This is a genomic window from Streptomyces sp. NPDC059850 (genome assembly GCF_042731515.1).
GTDB lineage: Bacteria > Actinomycetota > Actinomycetes > Streptomycetales > Streptomycetaceae > Streptomyces.
Map to the genome: position 1 here is coordinate 62,172 of NZ_JBHWJI010000040.1, position 14,360 is coordinate 76,531.

13 protein-coding genes are annotated in these 14,360 nt (G+C 69.1%); 10 read left to right on the top strand and 3 right to left on the bottom strand.

The genetic code is table 11. The features are described 5' to 3' along the window. Positions 1-70: 70 nt before the first annotated feature. Positions 71-1,675, top strand: coding sequence for an ABC transporter substrate-binding protein (locus ACFV9T_RS28765; protein WP_385445300.1), 1,605 nt, complete (start codon positions 71-73; stop codon positions 1,673-1,675). 56 nt (positions 1,676-1,731) lie between these two features. Next, positions 1,732-3,327 carry an ABC transporter substrate-binding protein gene (locus tag ACFV9T_RS28770; RefSeq protein WP_385445302.1) on the top strand — a complete coding sequence of 532 codons (1,596 nt, stop codon included), beginning with the start codon at positions 1,732-1,734 and terminating at the stop codon, positions 3,325-3,327. A gap of 75 nt (positions 3,328-3,402) precedes the next feature. On the opposite strand, the gene ACFV9T_RS28775 is transcribed toward ACFV9T_RS28770, so the two are convergent. Together ACFV9T_RS28775 and ACFV9T_RS28780 are read right to left on the bottom strand one after the other, a co-directional pair. Continuing rightward, positions 3,403-4,074 carry a response regulator transcription factor gene (locus ACFV9T_RS28775; protein ID WP_009719179.1) on the bottom strand — a complete coding sequence of 224 codons (672 nt, stop codon included), beginning with the start codon at positions 4,072-4,074 and terminating at the stop codon, positions 3,403-3,405. A gap of 13 nt (positions 4,075-4,087) precedes the next feature. Further along, complete coding sequence (locus tag ACFV9T_RS28780) at positions 4,088-5,020, bottom strand: RecB family exonuclease (protein WP_385445305.1); 933 nt, start codon at positions 5,018-5,020, stop codon at positions 4,088-4,090. Positions 5,021-5,148: 128 nt separating this feature from the next. On the opposite strand from ACFV9T_RS28780, the gene ACFV9T_RS28785 reads away from it, so the two are divergent. The 3 genes from ACFV9T_RS28785 (at position 5,149) to ACFV9T_RS28795 (ending at position 8,097) form a co-directional block, all read left to right on the top strand. Beyond that, positions 5,149-6,393 (top strand): site-2 protease family protein, encoded by a 1,245-nt coding sequence (locus ACFV9T_RS28785; protein WP_385445307.1) that lies wholly within the window; start codon positions 5,149-5,151, stop codon positions 6,391-6,393. A 72-nt stretch (positions 6,394-6,465) separates the two neighbouring features. After that, complete coding sequence (locus tag ACFV9T_RS28790) at positions 6,466-7,377, top strand: tRNA (adenine-N1)-methyltransferase (protein WP_385445309.1); 912 nt, start codon at positions 6,466-6,468, stop codon at positions 7,375-7,377. A 114-nt stretch (positions 7,378-7,491) separates the two neighbouring features. Further along, positions 7,492-8,097: a hypothetical protein gene (locus ACFV9T_RS28795; RefSeq protein ID WP_385445311.1), complete on the top strand. Its 606-nt coding sequence runs from the start codon at positions 7,492-7,494 to the stop codon at positions 8,095-8,097. Positions 8,098-8,147: 50 nt separating this feature from the next. Here ACFV9T_RS28795 and ACFV9T_RS28800 read toward each other — a convergent pair whose 3' ends face one another. Then, positions 8,148-8,438, bottom strand: a complete 291-nt coding sequence (locus ACFV9T_RS28800) for a ferredoxin (protein WP_009719184.1) — start codon at positions 8,436-8,438, stop codon at positions 8,148-8,150. 257 nt (positions 8,439-8,695) lie between these two features. Between ACFV9T_RS28800 and arc the strand changes: the two genes are divergently transcribed. The 5 genes from arc (at position 8,696) to prcA (ending at position 14,261) form a co-directional block, all read left to right on the top strand. Then, entirely contained in the window at positions 8,696-10,462 is a 1,767-nt protein-coding gene (gene arc / locus ACFV9T_RS28805; protein ID WP_385445313.1) for a proteasome ATPase, read from the top strand. A gap of 149 nt (positions 10,463-10,611) precedes the next feature. After that, positions 10,612-12,123, top strand: a complete 1,512-nt coding sequence (gene dop, locus ACFV9T_RS28810; protein WP_385445315.1) for a depupylase/deamidase Dop — start codon at positions 10,612-10,614, stop codon at positions 12,121-12,123. Positions 12,124-12,258: 135 nt separating this feature from the next. Then, complete coding sequence (locus tag ACFV9T_RS28815; protein WP_123101079.1) at positions 12,259-12,477, top strand: ubiquitin-like protein Pup; 219 nt, start codon at positions 12,259-12,261, stop codon at positions 12,475-12,477. Between the two features lie 110 nt (positions 12,478-12,587). Continuing rightward, complete coding sequence (prcB, locus tag ACFV9T_RS28820; protein WP_385445317.1) at positions 12,588-13,433, top strand: proteasome subunit beta; 846 nt, start codon at positions 12,588-12,590, stop codon at positions 13,431-13,433. A 54-nt stretch (positions 13,434-13,487) separates the two neighbouring features. After that, a complete protein-coding gene (prcA, locus tag ACFV9T_RS28825; protein ID WP_385445318.1) occupies positions 13,488-14,261 on the top strand; it encodes a proteasome subunit alpha in 774 nt (257 codons plus the stop codon). Positions 14,262-14,360 lie beyond the last annotated feature (99 nt).

A 14,360-nucleotide genomic window follows, 5' to 3' on the forward strand; every position in this document is an offset into this window, starting at 1 on the left:
CTGAGCATGGCTGGCGCCTCGGACTAATCTCGTCGCGAGTGGTTGATCGATCGCAGGGAGACTCCCGACAATGAAGCGCAAGTCGCTCGCGCTGCCGGCCGTGGCGGGCCTACTGACGTCAGCGCTCACCGCATGCGGTGGATCCGACGGCTCGGGCGCTGAGGGTGGCGCCATCGTGCTGGGGAGCACCGACCGGATCGAGGCCTCGAAGGCCGCGCCCGCCCCGCTGGACCCCGCCCAGGCGTACGACTTCGCCTCGTGGAGCGTGCTGCACAACAGTCTCCAGACGCTGATGCGGCTGCCCCGCTCGGGAACCGAGCCGATACCGGACGCCGCGCAGAAGTGCGGTTTCCAGGACCGGCAGAGCGAGCAGTACCGCTGCACCCTGCGCAGCGGTCTTGAGTTCTCCAACGGTCACGCCCTCACCTCCGAGGACGTCAAGTTCTCCCTCGACCGGATGCTGCGGATCAAGGACCGCAACGGCCCGGTCTCCCTGCTCTCGAACGTGGACAAGGTCGAGACCCCGACCACCCGCGAGGTCGTCATCCACCTGCGCGCGCCCGACGCGACCTTCCCGTCCAAGCTCACCACCCCGGCCGCGGCCATCCTGGACAGCGAGGTCTACCGGGGGAACGCGCTGCGCAAGGGGTTCGACCTGGTGGGCTCGGGCCCGTACCAGGCGAAGACCGAGGTGCGCGACGACCGGCTGGTGAAGGTGGTCTTCACCCGGAACCGGAACTACCAGGGCGATGTGAAGCCGGACAACGACAAGGTCGAGATGCGGTTCTTCGACTCCGCCTCGGCCATGGAGAAGGCGCTCACCAAGGGCGACATCGACGCGGTGCACCGCGGCTTCTCGCCAGGCCAGATCGACAAGCTCAACAAGGGCGAGGTCAAGGGCGTCCGGCTCTTCGAGTCCTCCGGCCAGGGCATCCGCTACCTCGTCTTCGACACCGACAACCCGTCGGTCAAGGCCAAGGCCGTCCGGCAGGCCATCGCCCATCTGGTGGACCGGCAGGCGCTGGTACGCGACGTCTACAAGCGGACCGCCGAGCCCCTTTACTCGCTGATCCCGAACAACGTCGCCTCGCACACCAACTCGTTCTACAACGAGTACGGCGACCCCGACCCGGACGCCGCCCGCAGCGCCCTGCGCGACGCGGGGATCAGTACCCCGGTGAAGCTGACCCTGACGTACACCACCGACCACTACGGTCCGGAGACCGCCCAGGAGTTCAAGGAGCTGCAGGGCCAGCTCAACCGCAGCGGCCTCTTCAAGGTCAAGATCAAGGGCGTCCGCTGGACCGAGTTCCGCCCCAACCTCCCCAAGCGCGCGTACGCCGCCTACGGCATGGGGTGGCTGCCGGACTTCCCGGACCCGGACAACTACATCGCGCCCTTCCTGACCAAGGACAACTTCCTCAACTCGCCGTACCGCAACAGCGCCGTGCAGGACGAGCTGATCCCGCGGACCCGGCAGGAGAGCCAGCGCACCCGCACGGCCGGGGACTTCCAGGCCATCCAGAACACCGTCGCCGACGATGTGCCCTATCTGCCGCTGTGGCAGGGGAACACCTATGTGGCGGCCCGAGAGAACATCACCGGGGCCGAATACGCGTTCGACTCCTCGACCATGCTGCAGCTTTGGGAGCTGGGCCGAGGCGCCGGCAGCTGACACAACGCCAGACGGGGGCCGGATAAAGAGACGACGAAACTGTGAGGAAACCACCCGTGAGGAAACGTGATCAGTGGCTGGCAGCTCCCCTTGGAGCTGGAATCGCCGCCGCCCTGCTCACCGGCTGTGGGAGCGAGGACGGGGACACCGCGGGCAGCGGTGAGCACGTCGTCATGGGCATGTCGGACGAGGTCCTGGCCACCGACCCCGCGTCCGGTTACGACCCGGGCTCCTGGCTGTTGTTCAACAACGTGTTCCAGTCGCTGCTGAGCTTCCCCAAGGGCGGCACCACCCCGCAGCCCGAGGCGGCGGAGAAGTGCGGCTTCAAGGACAACTCCAGCCAGGTGTTCACCTGCACCCTGCGGAACGACCTGAAGTTCTCCAACGGACATCCGCTGACCTCCGAGGACGTCAAGTTCTCGTTCGAGCGCACCATGCGGATCAACGACGAGAACGGCCCGGCGGTGATGCTCACCAGCATCGGGAACATCAAGACCCCGGACGAGCGGACCGTCGTCTTCAACCTGAAGACCCCGGACGCCACGTTCCCGCAGAAGATCGCCTCCGGCGCCGGGTCCATCGTGGACCACGCCGAATACCCGGCCGACAAGCTGCGCACCGACAACAAGGCGATCGGCTCCGGCGTCTACAAGCTGGACTCCTTCAGCAAGAAGGAGGCCGACTTCTCGGTCAACGGCTCGTACAAGGGCCCCGCCGAGGCCCAGAACACCGGGATGACCCTGAAGTTCTTCGAGGGCCGCCAGCAGGAACTGAAGGACGCCGTCCAGAACGGCGACGTCGACCTGGCCTACCGCGGACTGGCCATGAAGGACCTGGCCGACCTCCAGGCCGAATCCCTCAGCGGCGGCAAGAACCTGAACGTCGTCGAGGGAACCGGCGCCGAGGTCCAGCACCTGGTCTTCAACATGAAGGACCCGGTGGCCGGAAAGCTCGGCGTCCGCAAGGCCATGGCGTACCTCCTCGACCGCTCCACCCTGGTCCGGGACGTCTACAAGCGCACCGCCGAGCCGCTGTACTCGGTCGTCCCCGCCGGGATCACCGGCCACAACACGGCCTTCTTCGACAAGTACGGCGACCGGCCGCAGCCCGGGAAGGCCGAGCAGGCGCTGCGCGACGAGGGCATCACCGGCAAGGTCAAGCTGACCCTGTGGGGCACCCCGATCCGCTACGGCCCCGGCACCATCCCGGGCCTGAACGAGATCGCCAAGCAGCTCAACGCCAGCGGGCTGTTCGACGTGGACGTGAAGAGTACCGACGTCGCCGCCTACGAGAAGGGCGTGGCCGCGGGCGACTACCCCGTCTACATCAAGGGCTGGGTGCCCGACTACCCGGACCCGGACAACTTCGTCGCCCCGTTCTTCGGCGCCGGCAACGTCCTGGCGAACAACTACACCCAGGCCCAGCTCACCGGGCAGCTCATCCCGGCCACCGCGGGCCAGCCCAGCCGCGCGGCCACGGTCGGCGACTTCAAGAAGATCCAGGACCTGGTCGCCGACGACGTGCCGATGCTGCCGCTGTGGCAGGGCAAGCAGTACGCGGTGGCCCAGGAGTCCATCTCCGGACTGCAGTGGACCCTGGACGCCTCGACGGTCTTCCGCTTCTGGGAGATCAAGAAGTCGCCCACGGACTGACGACCCGCGGGCCGACCCTTCACGGGCCGACCTCACGGACTGACGCCCGTAACCGCTCCGGCGCGCGCCTCCTGGCTACTGCGCGCCGGGGCGGACCAGCCCGCTCTCGTACGCGTACACCGCGGCCTGCACCCGGTCCCGCAGCCCCAGCTTGGTCAGCACATGGCCCACATGCGTCTTGACCGTCGTCTCGCTGACGAACAGATCCGCCGCGATCTCCGCGTTCGACAGCCCCCGGGCCACCAGCTTGAGCACCTCCACCTCGCGCTCGGTGAGCGTGTGCAGCGTGTCCGGAACCGGCTCCTCACCCGACGGCAGATGCCCCGCGTACTTGTCGAGCAGCCGCCGCGTGATGCTCGGCGCCAGCATGGCCTCGCCCGCCGCCACCACCCGGATGGCCTGCACCAGCTCGGTGGCCGGCGCGTCCTTCAGTAGAAAGCCGCTGGCCCCGGCGCGCAGCGCCTCCACCACGTACTCGTCGAGGTCGAAGGTGGTCAGCACCAGCACCTTCGCCGGGCCGTCCCGCCCGGGACCGGTGATCTGCCGGGTCGCCTCCACCCCGTCCATCCGCGGCATCCGGATGTCCATCAGCACCACGTCGGGCTGGAGCGCCCGCACCTGGTCGAGGGCCTGCAGACCGTCCCCGGCCTCGCCGACGACCGCCAGATCCTGCTCCGCCTCCAAAATCATCCGGAAGCCGGTGCGCAGCAGCGGCTGGTCGTCGACCAATAGGACGCGGATCGCCACGGAATCTCCTTCGCTAGACCGCGTCCATTCTGCCGGAGCCGTCGCCCCCCGAGGGAGCCGGGGACGGAGCCGGGGACTGGGCCGGGATGACGGGCAGCGGATACGGCGGGGGAGTACCACCGAATTCCGGACAGCGCTCCTGGTGGTCGCACCAGCCGCACAGCTTGGTCCGGCGCGGCAGGAAGTCCCCCGACTCCGTCGCCAGCCGGATCGCCTCCCACAGGGCCAGCACCTTGCGCTCCACCCCGAGCAGATCCCGCTCCACCGGGTCGTACGTCAGCACATCGCCGCTGCCCAGATAGACCAGCTGCAGCCGCCGAGGCACCGTGCCGCGCAGCCGCCACAGCACCAGGGCGTAGAACTTCATCTGGAAGAGCGCCTCGCCCGAGTACTGCGGCGCGGGCGCCTTGCCCGTCTTGTAGTCGACGATCCGCACATCCCCGGTCGGCGCGATGTCCACCCGGTCGATGATCCCGCGCAGCGTAAGCCCCGACTCCAGCGCGGTCTCCACGAACAGCTCCCGCTCGGCGGGCTCAAGACGGGTCGGGTCCTCCAGCGAGAACCACCCCTCGACCAGCCGCTCGGCCCCCGCCAGCCACTCGGCCAGCCGCTCCGGGGACTCCGCGCCGTCCTCCTCCCGGAACAGCTCCGCCAGCTCCGGCTTGGCCGCCAGCAGCCGCTCCCACTCGCCCGGCACCATCGCCCGGGCGCGCGGCGCGGTGCGCTCGGCGGCGGGCGCGTCGAACAGCCGCTCCAGCACCGCGTGCACCACCGTGCCCCGGGTCGCGGCCGCGCTGGGCTTCTCCGGCAGTTTGTCGATCACCCGGAAGCGGTACAGCAAGGGGCACCGCATGAAGTCCGCCGCCCGGGATGGCGAGAGCGACGCGGCGCGGCCGGACTGCGGTGCCCCATCCGCCTGTTCGGGCTGCCCTGAGGTGATTCCCATGGCGACGACCCTACGACCCGCCACCGACAGCCGGACGCATACCATCGACGTCCGAGCCCCTCGCACTGCATGATCGTGGGGACCGTATCAAAACAGGGTGCGACGGACGCATCCGACGAGGGGACACCGTGGACAACAGCGGGCAGCGGCAGTCCGGCGACGGGGGAGCGGACCGCACGACCGAGCCCGAGGCGGACAAGCCGCGCCGACCACGCGAGGTGGGCGGCGGCATCCTGATGGGGCGCCCCTTCGGCGTACCCGTCTACGTCTCGCCCAGCTGGTTCCTCGTGGCGGCCCTCATCACCTGGGTCTTCGGCGGCCAGCTGGAGCGGGTGCTGCCGGAGCTGGGCGCCGCCCGGTATCTGGTGTCGCTCTTCTTCGCGGTCGCCTTCTACGCCTCCGTCCTGGTGCACGAGCTGGCCCACACCGTGGCCGCGCTGCGCTTCAAGCTGCCGGTGCGCCGGATCCAGCTGCAGTTCTTCGGCGGCGTATCGGAGATCGAGAAGGAGTCCGAGACCCCCGGCCGGGAGTTCGTCCTCGCCTTCGTCGGCCCGCTGCTCTCCCTGATCCTCTCCGGGGTCTTCTACGTCGGGATGCTGTTCGTGCGGCCCGACTCGGTGCCCGGAGTGCTGCTCGCCGGGCTGATGATCTCCAACCTCATCGTGGCCGCCTTCAACCTGCTGCCCGGCCTGCCGCTGGACGGCGGGCGGATGCTGCGCGCCGTCGTCTGGAAGATCAGCGGCAAGCCCATGGCCGGAACCGTCGCCGCCGCCTGGACCGGCCGGGCGCTCGCCGTCGCCGTCCTGGTGGGGCTGCCGTGGCTCACCCAGGCGGGCGGCCTCGGCGGGGAGCCCAAGGACTTCGGCAGCGTCGACTCGCTCACCGACGCGCTGCTCGCCGCCATACTGGCCGCGATCATCTGGACCGGGGCGGGCAACAGCCTGCGGATGGCCCGGCTGCGGGAGCGCCTGCCGGACCTGCGCGCCCGTACGCTCACCCGGCGCGCCGTGCCCGTCGCGTCCGACACCCCGCTGTCCGAGGCGCTGCGGCGGGCCAACGAGGCGGGGGCGCGCGCCCTGGTCGTGGTGGACGGCCACGGCGCCCCGACCGCCGTGGTGCGGGAGGCGGCCATCGTCGGCGTCCCGGAGCACCGGCGCCCCTGGGTCGCGGTCAGCGGCCTCGCCCAGGACCTCAAGGACGGCATGCGGGTCTCCGCCGAGCTGACCGGCGAGGAGCTGCTGGACACCCTGCGCGCCACCCCCGCGACCGAGTACCTGGTGGTGGAGGAGACGGGCGAGATCTACGGCGTGCTCTCCACGGCCGATGTCGAGCGCGCCTTCGTCAACGCCATGGCACGCACCCCGACGGCCTGAGGCCAGGGCTGCCGGACGGGCCGCCGAGGCCCGCCGTCCCGGGCAGGCTCCCGGTCCCGGTAGGCTGTTCACATGTCCGAACCGACCGGTGCCGCCCGCCGTCGCGGGCCCTTCCAAGTCGGGGACCAGGTCCAGCTCACCGACCCCAAGGGACGCCACTACACGTTCACGCTCGAAGCCGGGAAGAATTTCCACACCCATAAGGGTTCCTTCCCCCATGACGAGCTGATCGGCGCCCCCGAGGGAACTGTCGTGCGCACCACGGGAAACGTCGCGTATCTCGCGCTGCGTCCCCTGCTCCCCGACTATGTCCTGTCCATGCCACGCGGTGCCGCTGTGGTCTACCCCAAGGACGCGGGGCAGATCCTGGCGATGGCCGACATCTTCCCCGGCGCCCGTGTCGTCGAGGCGGGCGTCGGCTCCGGGTCGCTCTCCACCTTCCTGCTGCGGGCCATCGGCGACCAGGGCATGCTGCACTCCTATGAGCGCCGGTCCGACTTCGCCGACATCGCCTCGCAGAACGTCGAGCGCTACTTCGGCTCCCCGCACCCCGCCTGGCAGCTGACCGTAGGCGACCTCCAGGACAACCTGTCCGACACCGACGTCGACCGCGTCATCCTGGACATGCTCGCCCCCTGGGAGTGCCTGGAGGCCGTCTCCAAGGCGCTCGTGCCCGGCGGCATCCTGTGCGCCTACGTCGCCACCACCACCCAGCTCGCCCGCACCGTGGAGTCCATCCGCGAGCACGGCACCTTCAACGAGCCGTCGGCCTGGGAGACCATGGTCCGCACCTGGCACGTCGAAGGCCTGGCGGTCCGCCCCGACCACCGCATGATCGGCCACACCGGCTTCCTGCTCACCGCCCGCCGCCTCGCGGACGGCGTGGAGCCGCCGCTGCGCCGCCGCCGTCCCGCCAAGGGCGCGTACGGCGACGACTACCCGGGCTACGGCAGCGGGAAGGACACCTCGGCCGACCGCGGCTGACGCCCCCCGTATCAACGACTCGGCGCGGCCACCGACTTCCCCCGTGCGGGGCGGTGGCCGCGCCGGTGTGAGATGTGGCACGATGCGGAGCACCCCCTCCGCCGCAGCCATCTCATGGAGTCATCCCGCGTGCAGCCTCTGGGCCCGGATCTCGCGCACACCCGTCCCCGTCCGGTGCACTGGATCGCGACCGCGGCCGCCGTGGCCGCCGTCGTCGCCGGAGCGTCGGCCTTCCAGCCCGCCGACGCCAAGGCCAGCGCGGCCCCCACCACCCTCTCCGCGCCCAGCGCCGATCTGCCGCTCGCGAAGGCGAAGGCCCCCGACCCGCGGGCCGCGCACTATCCGATGGACTGCGGCCGGGCCGAGCCCGGCGTCGTGGACCGGGCCTCGGGAGACCTGGACGGCGACGGACGGCCGGAAACGGTCGCCGTGGTGCGCTGCGAGACCGCGGCCGGAAACCCGCCCAGCGGCGTCTACGTCCTCGCGCAGCCGTCCCGCCCGGGTGCGGCCCCCCAGATCGTGGCGACCTTCGTCGACCCGAAGGAGGGGATGAGCGTCCAGGATTTCGCGGTGCGCGGAACGAAGGTTTCGGCCACTTTGCTGGGCTACTCGTCGACGAAGGTCCCGCGGTGCTGTCCCGATCTGCAGCGCAAGGTCAACTGGCAGTGGCGGGACGGCGAGTTCGTACTGAAGGCACTGCCCGTGCCGGGGAGTGTCTGACCACTCACGCAGCGTCCCGCGGGCGTCCTCCGCCGCGCGGCGCCCGGGCGCTACTCGGCGTCCGGGCCGTACACCTCGACCTGGTCCGCGGCGCGCCGCACATGGATGCAGTCGCCCGGGCATTCCTTGGCCGAATCCACCACCTCGGTGAGCAGTGGCAGCGGCACCTTGGTGGTCGCGCCCTTGTCCTGCAGAAGCTCGTCGTCGGCGCTCTTGACGTAGGCTAGACCGTCGATGTCGAGTTCGAAGACCTCGGGCGCGTACTGGGCACAGATCCCATCCCCCGTGCACAGGTCCTGGTCAATCCAGACTTCAAGATCGCCGAGCTCCTCGTTCCGCACGGTGCGTCGCCTGCCGTTCCCTCGATACGCGATTCAACATTGACTAAATATCGCCAGCACTGGCGGGTGTTGACCGGGTCGACGATACAACCGCTCGCTTTCCGATGTTGTTGGGTGGGTATTCACCTGGCGTGAGGGAGTGCGCAAGGGTGAAGATCGGACACACGCCGACCGGGTTTGTGATCTAGGGGTTTCAACCCGCACCGGCCCAGGTAGGGTCAGGAAGCGTCCAGCTCCCCTTGGAGGAGGTGAGGACCGTGGCAGCCCACGACGACGACATCAACCGCGGCATCCGGCCGGGGCGGGGGTCTGATGACCCCGCCGGTCAGGTTGCCTATCTCGAGCAGGAAATCGCCGTCCTGCGCCGCAAGCTCGCCGACTCTCCGCGTCACACGAGGATTCTCGAAGAGCGGATCGTCGAGCTGCAGACCAATCTGGCGGGAGTCTCCGCCCAGAACGAGCGGCTCGCGAACACCCTCCGTGAGGCCCGCGACCAGATCGTGGCCCTCAAGGAGGAGGTCGACCGGCTCGCCCAGCCGCCGGCCGGTTTCGGTGCCTTTCTGCAGGCGAACGAGGACGGCACAGCCGACATCTTCACCGGAGGCCGTAAACTCCGCGTGAATGTCAGCCCAAGCGTCGAGCTCGATGACCTCCAGAAGGGCCAGGAGGTCATGCTCAACGAGGCGCTCAACGTGGTCGAGGCCATGGAGTTCGAGCGCGCCGGGGACATCGTCACCCTCAAGGAGGTCCTTGAGGACGGCGAGCGGGCCCTGGTCATCGGGCACACCGACGAGGAGCGCGTGGTGCGGCTCGCCGAGCCGCTGCTGGAAACCACCATCCGCCCCGGTGACGCCCTGCTGCTGGAGCCCCGCTCCGGCTACGTCTACGAGGTCGTGCCGAAGAGCGAGGTCGAGGAACTCGTCCTCGAAGAGGTTCCGGACATCGACTACACCAAGATCGGCGGCCTGGGGAACCAGATCGAGCTGATCCGGGACGCGGTCGAGCTTCCGTACCTCTACCCCGACCTGTTCAAGGAGCACGAACTGCGGCCGCCCAAGGGCGTGCTGCTGTACGGCCCGCCCGGCTGCGGCAAGACGCTGATCGCGAAGGCCGTCGCCAACTCCCTTGCCAAGAAGGTCGCCGAAGTCACCGGCAAGCCCGCGGGGAAGAGCTTCTTCCTCAACATCAAGGGCCCCGAGCTGCTCAACAAGTACGTCGGTGAGACCGAGCGGCACATCCGGCTGGTCTTCCAGCGGGCCCGGGAGAAGGCCAGCGAGGGCACTCCGGTCATCGTCTTCTTCGACGAGATGGACTCCCTGTTCCGGACCCGCGGCTCCGGAGTCAGCTCGGACGTGGAGAACACCATCGTCCCCCAGCTGCTCTCCGAGATCGACGGTGTCGAGGGCCTGGAGAACGTCATCGTCATCGGCGCCTCGAACCGCGAGGACATGATCGACCCGGCCATCCTGCGCCCCGGTCGCCTCGATGTGAAGATCAAGATCGAGCGTCCGGACGCCGAGGCCGCCAAGGACATCTTCTCGAAGTACCTGACCGCCACCCTGCCGGTCCACACGGACGACCTCGCCGAGCACAGCGGCTCGGCCAAGGCCGCCGTCGCCGGCATGATTCAGTCGGTCGTCGAGCAGATGTACGCGGAATCCGAGGAGAACCGCTTCCTGGAGGTCACCTACGCCAATGGTGACAAGGAAGTCCTCTACTTCAAGGACTTCAACTCCGGCGCCATGATCCAGAACATTGTGGACCGGGCGAAGAAGATGGCCATCAAGGCATTCCTCGACCACAACCAGAAGGGCCTCAGGGTCTCCCATCTGCTCGCCGCGTGCGTGGACGAGTTCAAGGAGAACGAGGACCTGCCCAACACCACGAACCCGGATGACTGGGCCCGCATCTCCGGTAAGAAGGGCGAGCGGATCGTCTTCATCCGTACCCTGGTCACCGGAAAGCAGGGCGCGGACACGGGACGCTCCATCGACACGGTGGCCAACACCGGTCAGTACCTGTAAGACCGCTGTCCGGCTGCGGATGTCCTGGACGGGGCATCCGCAGCCGGATGCGCTTTTCGGACGGCATTCATCGTATGAGTCCTACGAGCCGCGCAGCGGTACTTGAGCGTCGGCCCCGGCTTGGGGCGGCGTCGGGCTAGGAGGGCCGCATGACCGTACGGCGCGTAATGGGTATCGAGACGGAGTACGGGATCTCCGTCCCGGGGCACCCGAACGCCAATGCCATGCTCACCTCATCCCAGGTCGTCAACGCCTACGCGGCGGCGATGCACCGGGCGCGCCGCGCCCGCTGGGACTTCGAGGAGGAGAACCCGCTGCGGGACGCCCGCGGCTTCGACCTCGCGCGTGAGTCCGCGGACGCCAGTCAGCTCACGGACGAGGACATCGGCCTGGCCAACGTCATCCTCACCAACGGTGCACGGCTCTACGTCGACCACGCGCATCCCGAGTACTCCGCCCCCGAGGTCACCAACCCGCGGGACGCGGTGCTCTGGGACAAGGCGGGCGAGCGCATCATGGCCGAGGCCGCGAGGCGCGCCGCCGAGCTGCCCGGCGCCCAGCCGATCCACCTGTACAAGAACAACACCGACAACAAGGGCGCGTCCTACGGCACGCACGAGAACTACCTGATGAAGCGGGAGACCCCCTTCTCGGACATCGTGCGCCATCTGACGCCGTTCTTCGTCTCCCGCCAGGTCGTCACCGGCGCGGGCCGCGTCGGCATCGGCCAGGACGGGCACGAGCACGGCTTCCAGATCAGCCAGCGGGCGGACTACTTCGAGGTCGAGGTCGGTCTGGAGACCACCCTCAAGCGGCCCATCATCAACACCCGCGACGAGCCGCACGCCGACGCCGAGAAGTACCGCCGCCTGCATGTGATCATCGGCGACGCCAACCTCTCCGAGCTGTCGACCTACCTCAAGCTCGGCACCACCGCGCTGGTGCTGTCGATGATCGAGGACGGCTTCATCGCCGTCGACCTGGCCGTCGACCAGCCGGTCCGCACGCTGCACCAGGTCTCGCACGACCCGACGCTGCAGCGCCTGATCACGCTGCGCAGCGGCCGTACGCTGACCGCCGTACAGCTCCAGATGGAGTACTTCGAGCTGGCCCGCAAGTACGTCGAGGACCGCTTCGGCGCCGACGCGGACGACCAGACCCGGGACGTGCTGACCCGCTGGGAGGACGTGCTCAACCGGCTGGAGCGCGATCCGATGTCCCTGTCCGGCGAGCTGGACTGGGTGGCCAAGCGCGAGCTGCTGGAGGGCTACCGCAGGCGCGACGGCCTGGACTGGGACGCCGCCCGGCTCCATCTGGTCGACCTGCAGTACGCCGACGTACGGCCCGAGAAGGGCCTGTACAACCGGCTGGCGGCGCGCGGCAAGATGAAGCGGCTGCTGGACGACTCCGACGTGGCACGGGCCCAGAACAAGCCCCCGGAGGACACTCGCGCCTACTTCCGCGGCCGCTGCCTGGAGCAGTACGCGGACGACGTGGCCGCGGCCTCCTGGGACTCGGTGATCTTCGACCTCCCGGGCCGTGACTCTCTGCAGCGGGTCCCCACGCTGGAGCCGCTGCGGGGCACCCGCAACCACGTCAAGGAGCTGCTGGACCGCTGCCGCACGGCCGAGGACCTGGTCCGGGTGCTGTCCGGAGGCTGAAATGGGCTCCGACCGGGAATCATGGTGGTGGCCTCCACGCTTTGTACCGAGTAGGAGGCCGATGTCGGACCCTGCTTGTAGGGTCTGATCTTGAGACCGATCGAATCAGCGGGCGAACCGAGCGGGGTGAGGGACATGGCGACCAAGGACACCGGCGGCGGTCAGCAGAAGGCGTCGCGCCAGACCGAGGAGGTCGAGGAGCAGGCGCAGGACGCACAGGCCGCGGAGGATCTCAAGGAGCGGCAGGAAAAGCTCTCCGACGACGTCGACTCCGTGCTGGACGAGATCGACGACGTCCTCGAGGAGAACGCGGAGGACTTCGTGCGGTCCTTCGTGCAAAAGGGCGGAGAGTAAGGCGCGTCCCCCTCCGTCCTGTGTCCTCATCGAGAGGGCGCAGGACGGATGACTTCCATGGCCAGGGGTAAGGTCCGAGCAGTATTTCAAGATCTGGTGGAAGGAATCGTGTGGAAGCCAACACTCGAAGCACAGGGCGTCTGCCGGCTGCCTTCCTGACGCCCGGCTCCTCGTCGTTCATGGACTTCCTCGGAACGCATCAGCCCGAGCTGCTGCCGGGCGCCCGCCCGCTGCCCCCGGTGCAGGGCGCCATCGAGGCACCGCATGGCACGACGATCGTGGCGGCGACGTTCGCAGGCGGGGTCGCGCTCGCCGGTGACCGGCGCGCGACCATGGGCAACGTCATCGCGCAGCGCGACATCGAGAAGGTCTTCCCGGCGGACGAGTACTCGGCCGTCGGTATCGCGGGCACGGCCGGTCTCGCCGTGGAGATGGTCAAGCTGTTCCAGCTGGAGCTGGAGCACTTCGAGAAGGTCGAGGGCACCGTCCTCTCGCTGGAGGGCAAGGCCAACCGGCTCTCGACCATGATCCGCGGCAATCTCGGCATGGCGATGCAGGGCCTCGCCGTCGTCCCGCTCTTCGCGGGTTACGACGTCGACCGCGAGAAGGGCCGCATCTTCTCCTACGACGTGACCGGCGGGCGCTCGGAGGAGCGCGGCTTCGCGGCCACCGGCTCCGGCTCGACGTTCGCCCGCGGCGCGCTCAAGAAGCTCTACCGCGAGGACCTGACGGAAGAGCAGGCCGCCACCGCTGTGATCCAGGCGCTGTACGACGCCGCGGACGACGACTCCGCGACCGGCGGCCCCGATCTGGCCCGGCGTATTTATCCCATCGTCACGGTCATCACCGAGGACGGTTTCAAGAAGTTCACCGAGGCAGAGGTGGCCGACATCGTCCGCGCCATCCACGAGCGGCGGCTCGAAGAGCCGGACGGCCCGCGCGCCGCCCTGCTCTGAGGGGACGGTTGACCCGGAATGTATTCGCCAATGACAGAAAGGGACGGATAGCCGGTGACGACGCCGTTCTATGTATCGCCCCAGCAGGCCATGGCCGACCGCGCGGAATACGCCCGCAAGGGCATCGCGCGCGGCCGCAGCGTGGTAGTGCTGCAGTATTCCGACGGCATCCTCTTCGTCGCCGAGAATCCGTCCCGTGCCCTGCACAAGGTCAGCGAGATCTATGACCGGATCGCCTTCGCGGCGGTCGGCAAGTACAACGAATTCGAGAACCTGCGCATCGGCGGCGTCCGGTACGCCGATCTGCGCGGCTATACCTACGACCGGGACGATGTCACGGCCCGCGGGCTCGCCAACGTCTACGCGCAGACGCTGGGCACGATCTTCTCCAGCGCCGCCGAGAAGCCGTACGAGGTCGAGCTGATCGTCGCCGAGACCGGGGAGAGCCCCGCCGACGACCAGATCTACCGGCTGCCGCACGACGGCTCCATCGTGGACGAGCACGGCTCGGTCGCCGTCGGTGGCAACGCCGACCAGATCAGCACCTATCTCGACCAGCGCCACCGGGACGGCATGACGCTGGCCGAAGCCCTCAAGCTGGCCGTCGACTCGCTGTCCCGGGACAACAACGGCGGCGAGCGCAGCCTCACCGCCGAGCAGCTGGAGGTCGCGGTCCTGGACCGCAAGCGGCCTCAGGCCCGGAAGTTCAAGCGCGTCCTGGGCGGTCAGCTGACCCGTCTCCTGGAGGGTTCCGGGGCTGCGGCGGAGGCCGACGCCGAATCGGAGTCCGACGAGTCCGGCGACTCCGCGGAGTCGGGCGAGGAGTAGCCACCGGCCTGGTGGGGGGGGTGGGGGCGGGCCCCCCCCCCCCCCCCGCCCCGCCCATCACCGCCGGGGGGGCCGGGGGCGGGGGGGACCGACCACCCC

Bases quoted from the DNA above. Each gene is read 5' to 3' on its own strand.
- ACFV9T_RS28765 (WP_385445300.1), top strand. From the start codon at position 71: ATGAAGCGCAAGTCGCTCGCGCTGCCGGCCGTGGCGGGCCTACTGACG.
- ACFV9T_RS28780 (WP_385445305.1), bottom strand. From the start codon at position 5,020: ATGGGAATCACCTCAGGGCAGCCCGAACAGGCGGATGGGGCACCGCAG.
- ACFV9T_RS28790 (WP_385445309.1), top strand. From the start codon at position 6,466: ATGTCCGAACCGACCGGTGCCGCCCGCCGTCGCGGGCCCTTCCAAGTC.
- ACFV9T_RS28795 (WP_385445311.1), top strand. From the start codon at position 7,492: ATGGAGTCATCCCGCGTGCAGCCTCTGGGCCCGGATCTCGCGCACACC.
- dop (WP_385445315.1), top strand. From the start codon at position 10,612: ATGACCGTACGGCGCGTAATGGGTATCGAGACGGAGTACGGGATCTCC.
- ACFV9T_RS28815 (WP_123101079.1), top strand. From the start codon at position 12,259: ATGGCGACCAAGGACACCGGCGGCGGTCAGCAGAAGGCGTCGCGCCAG.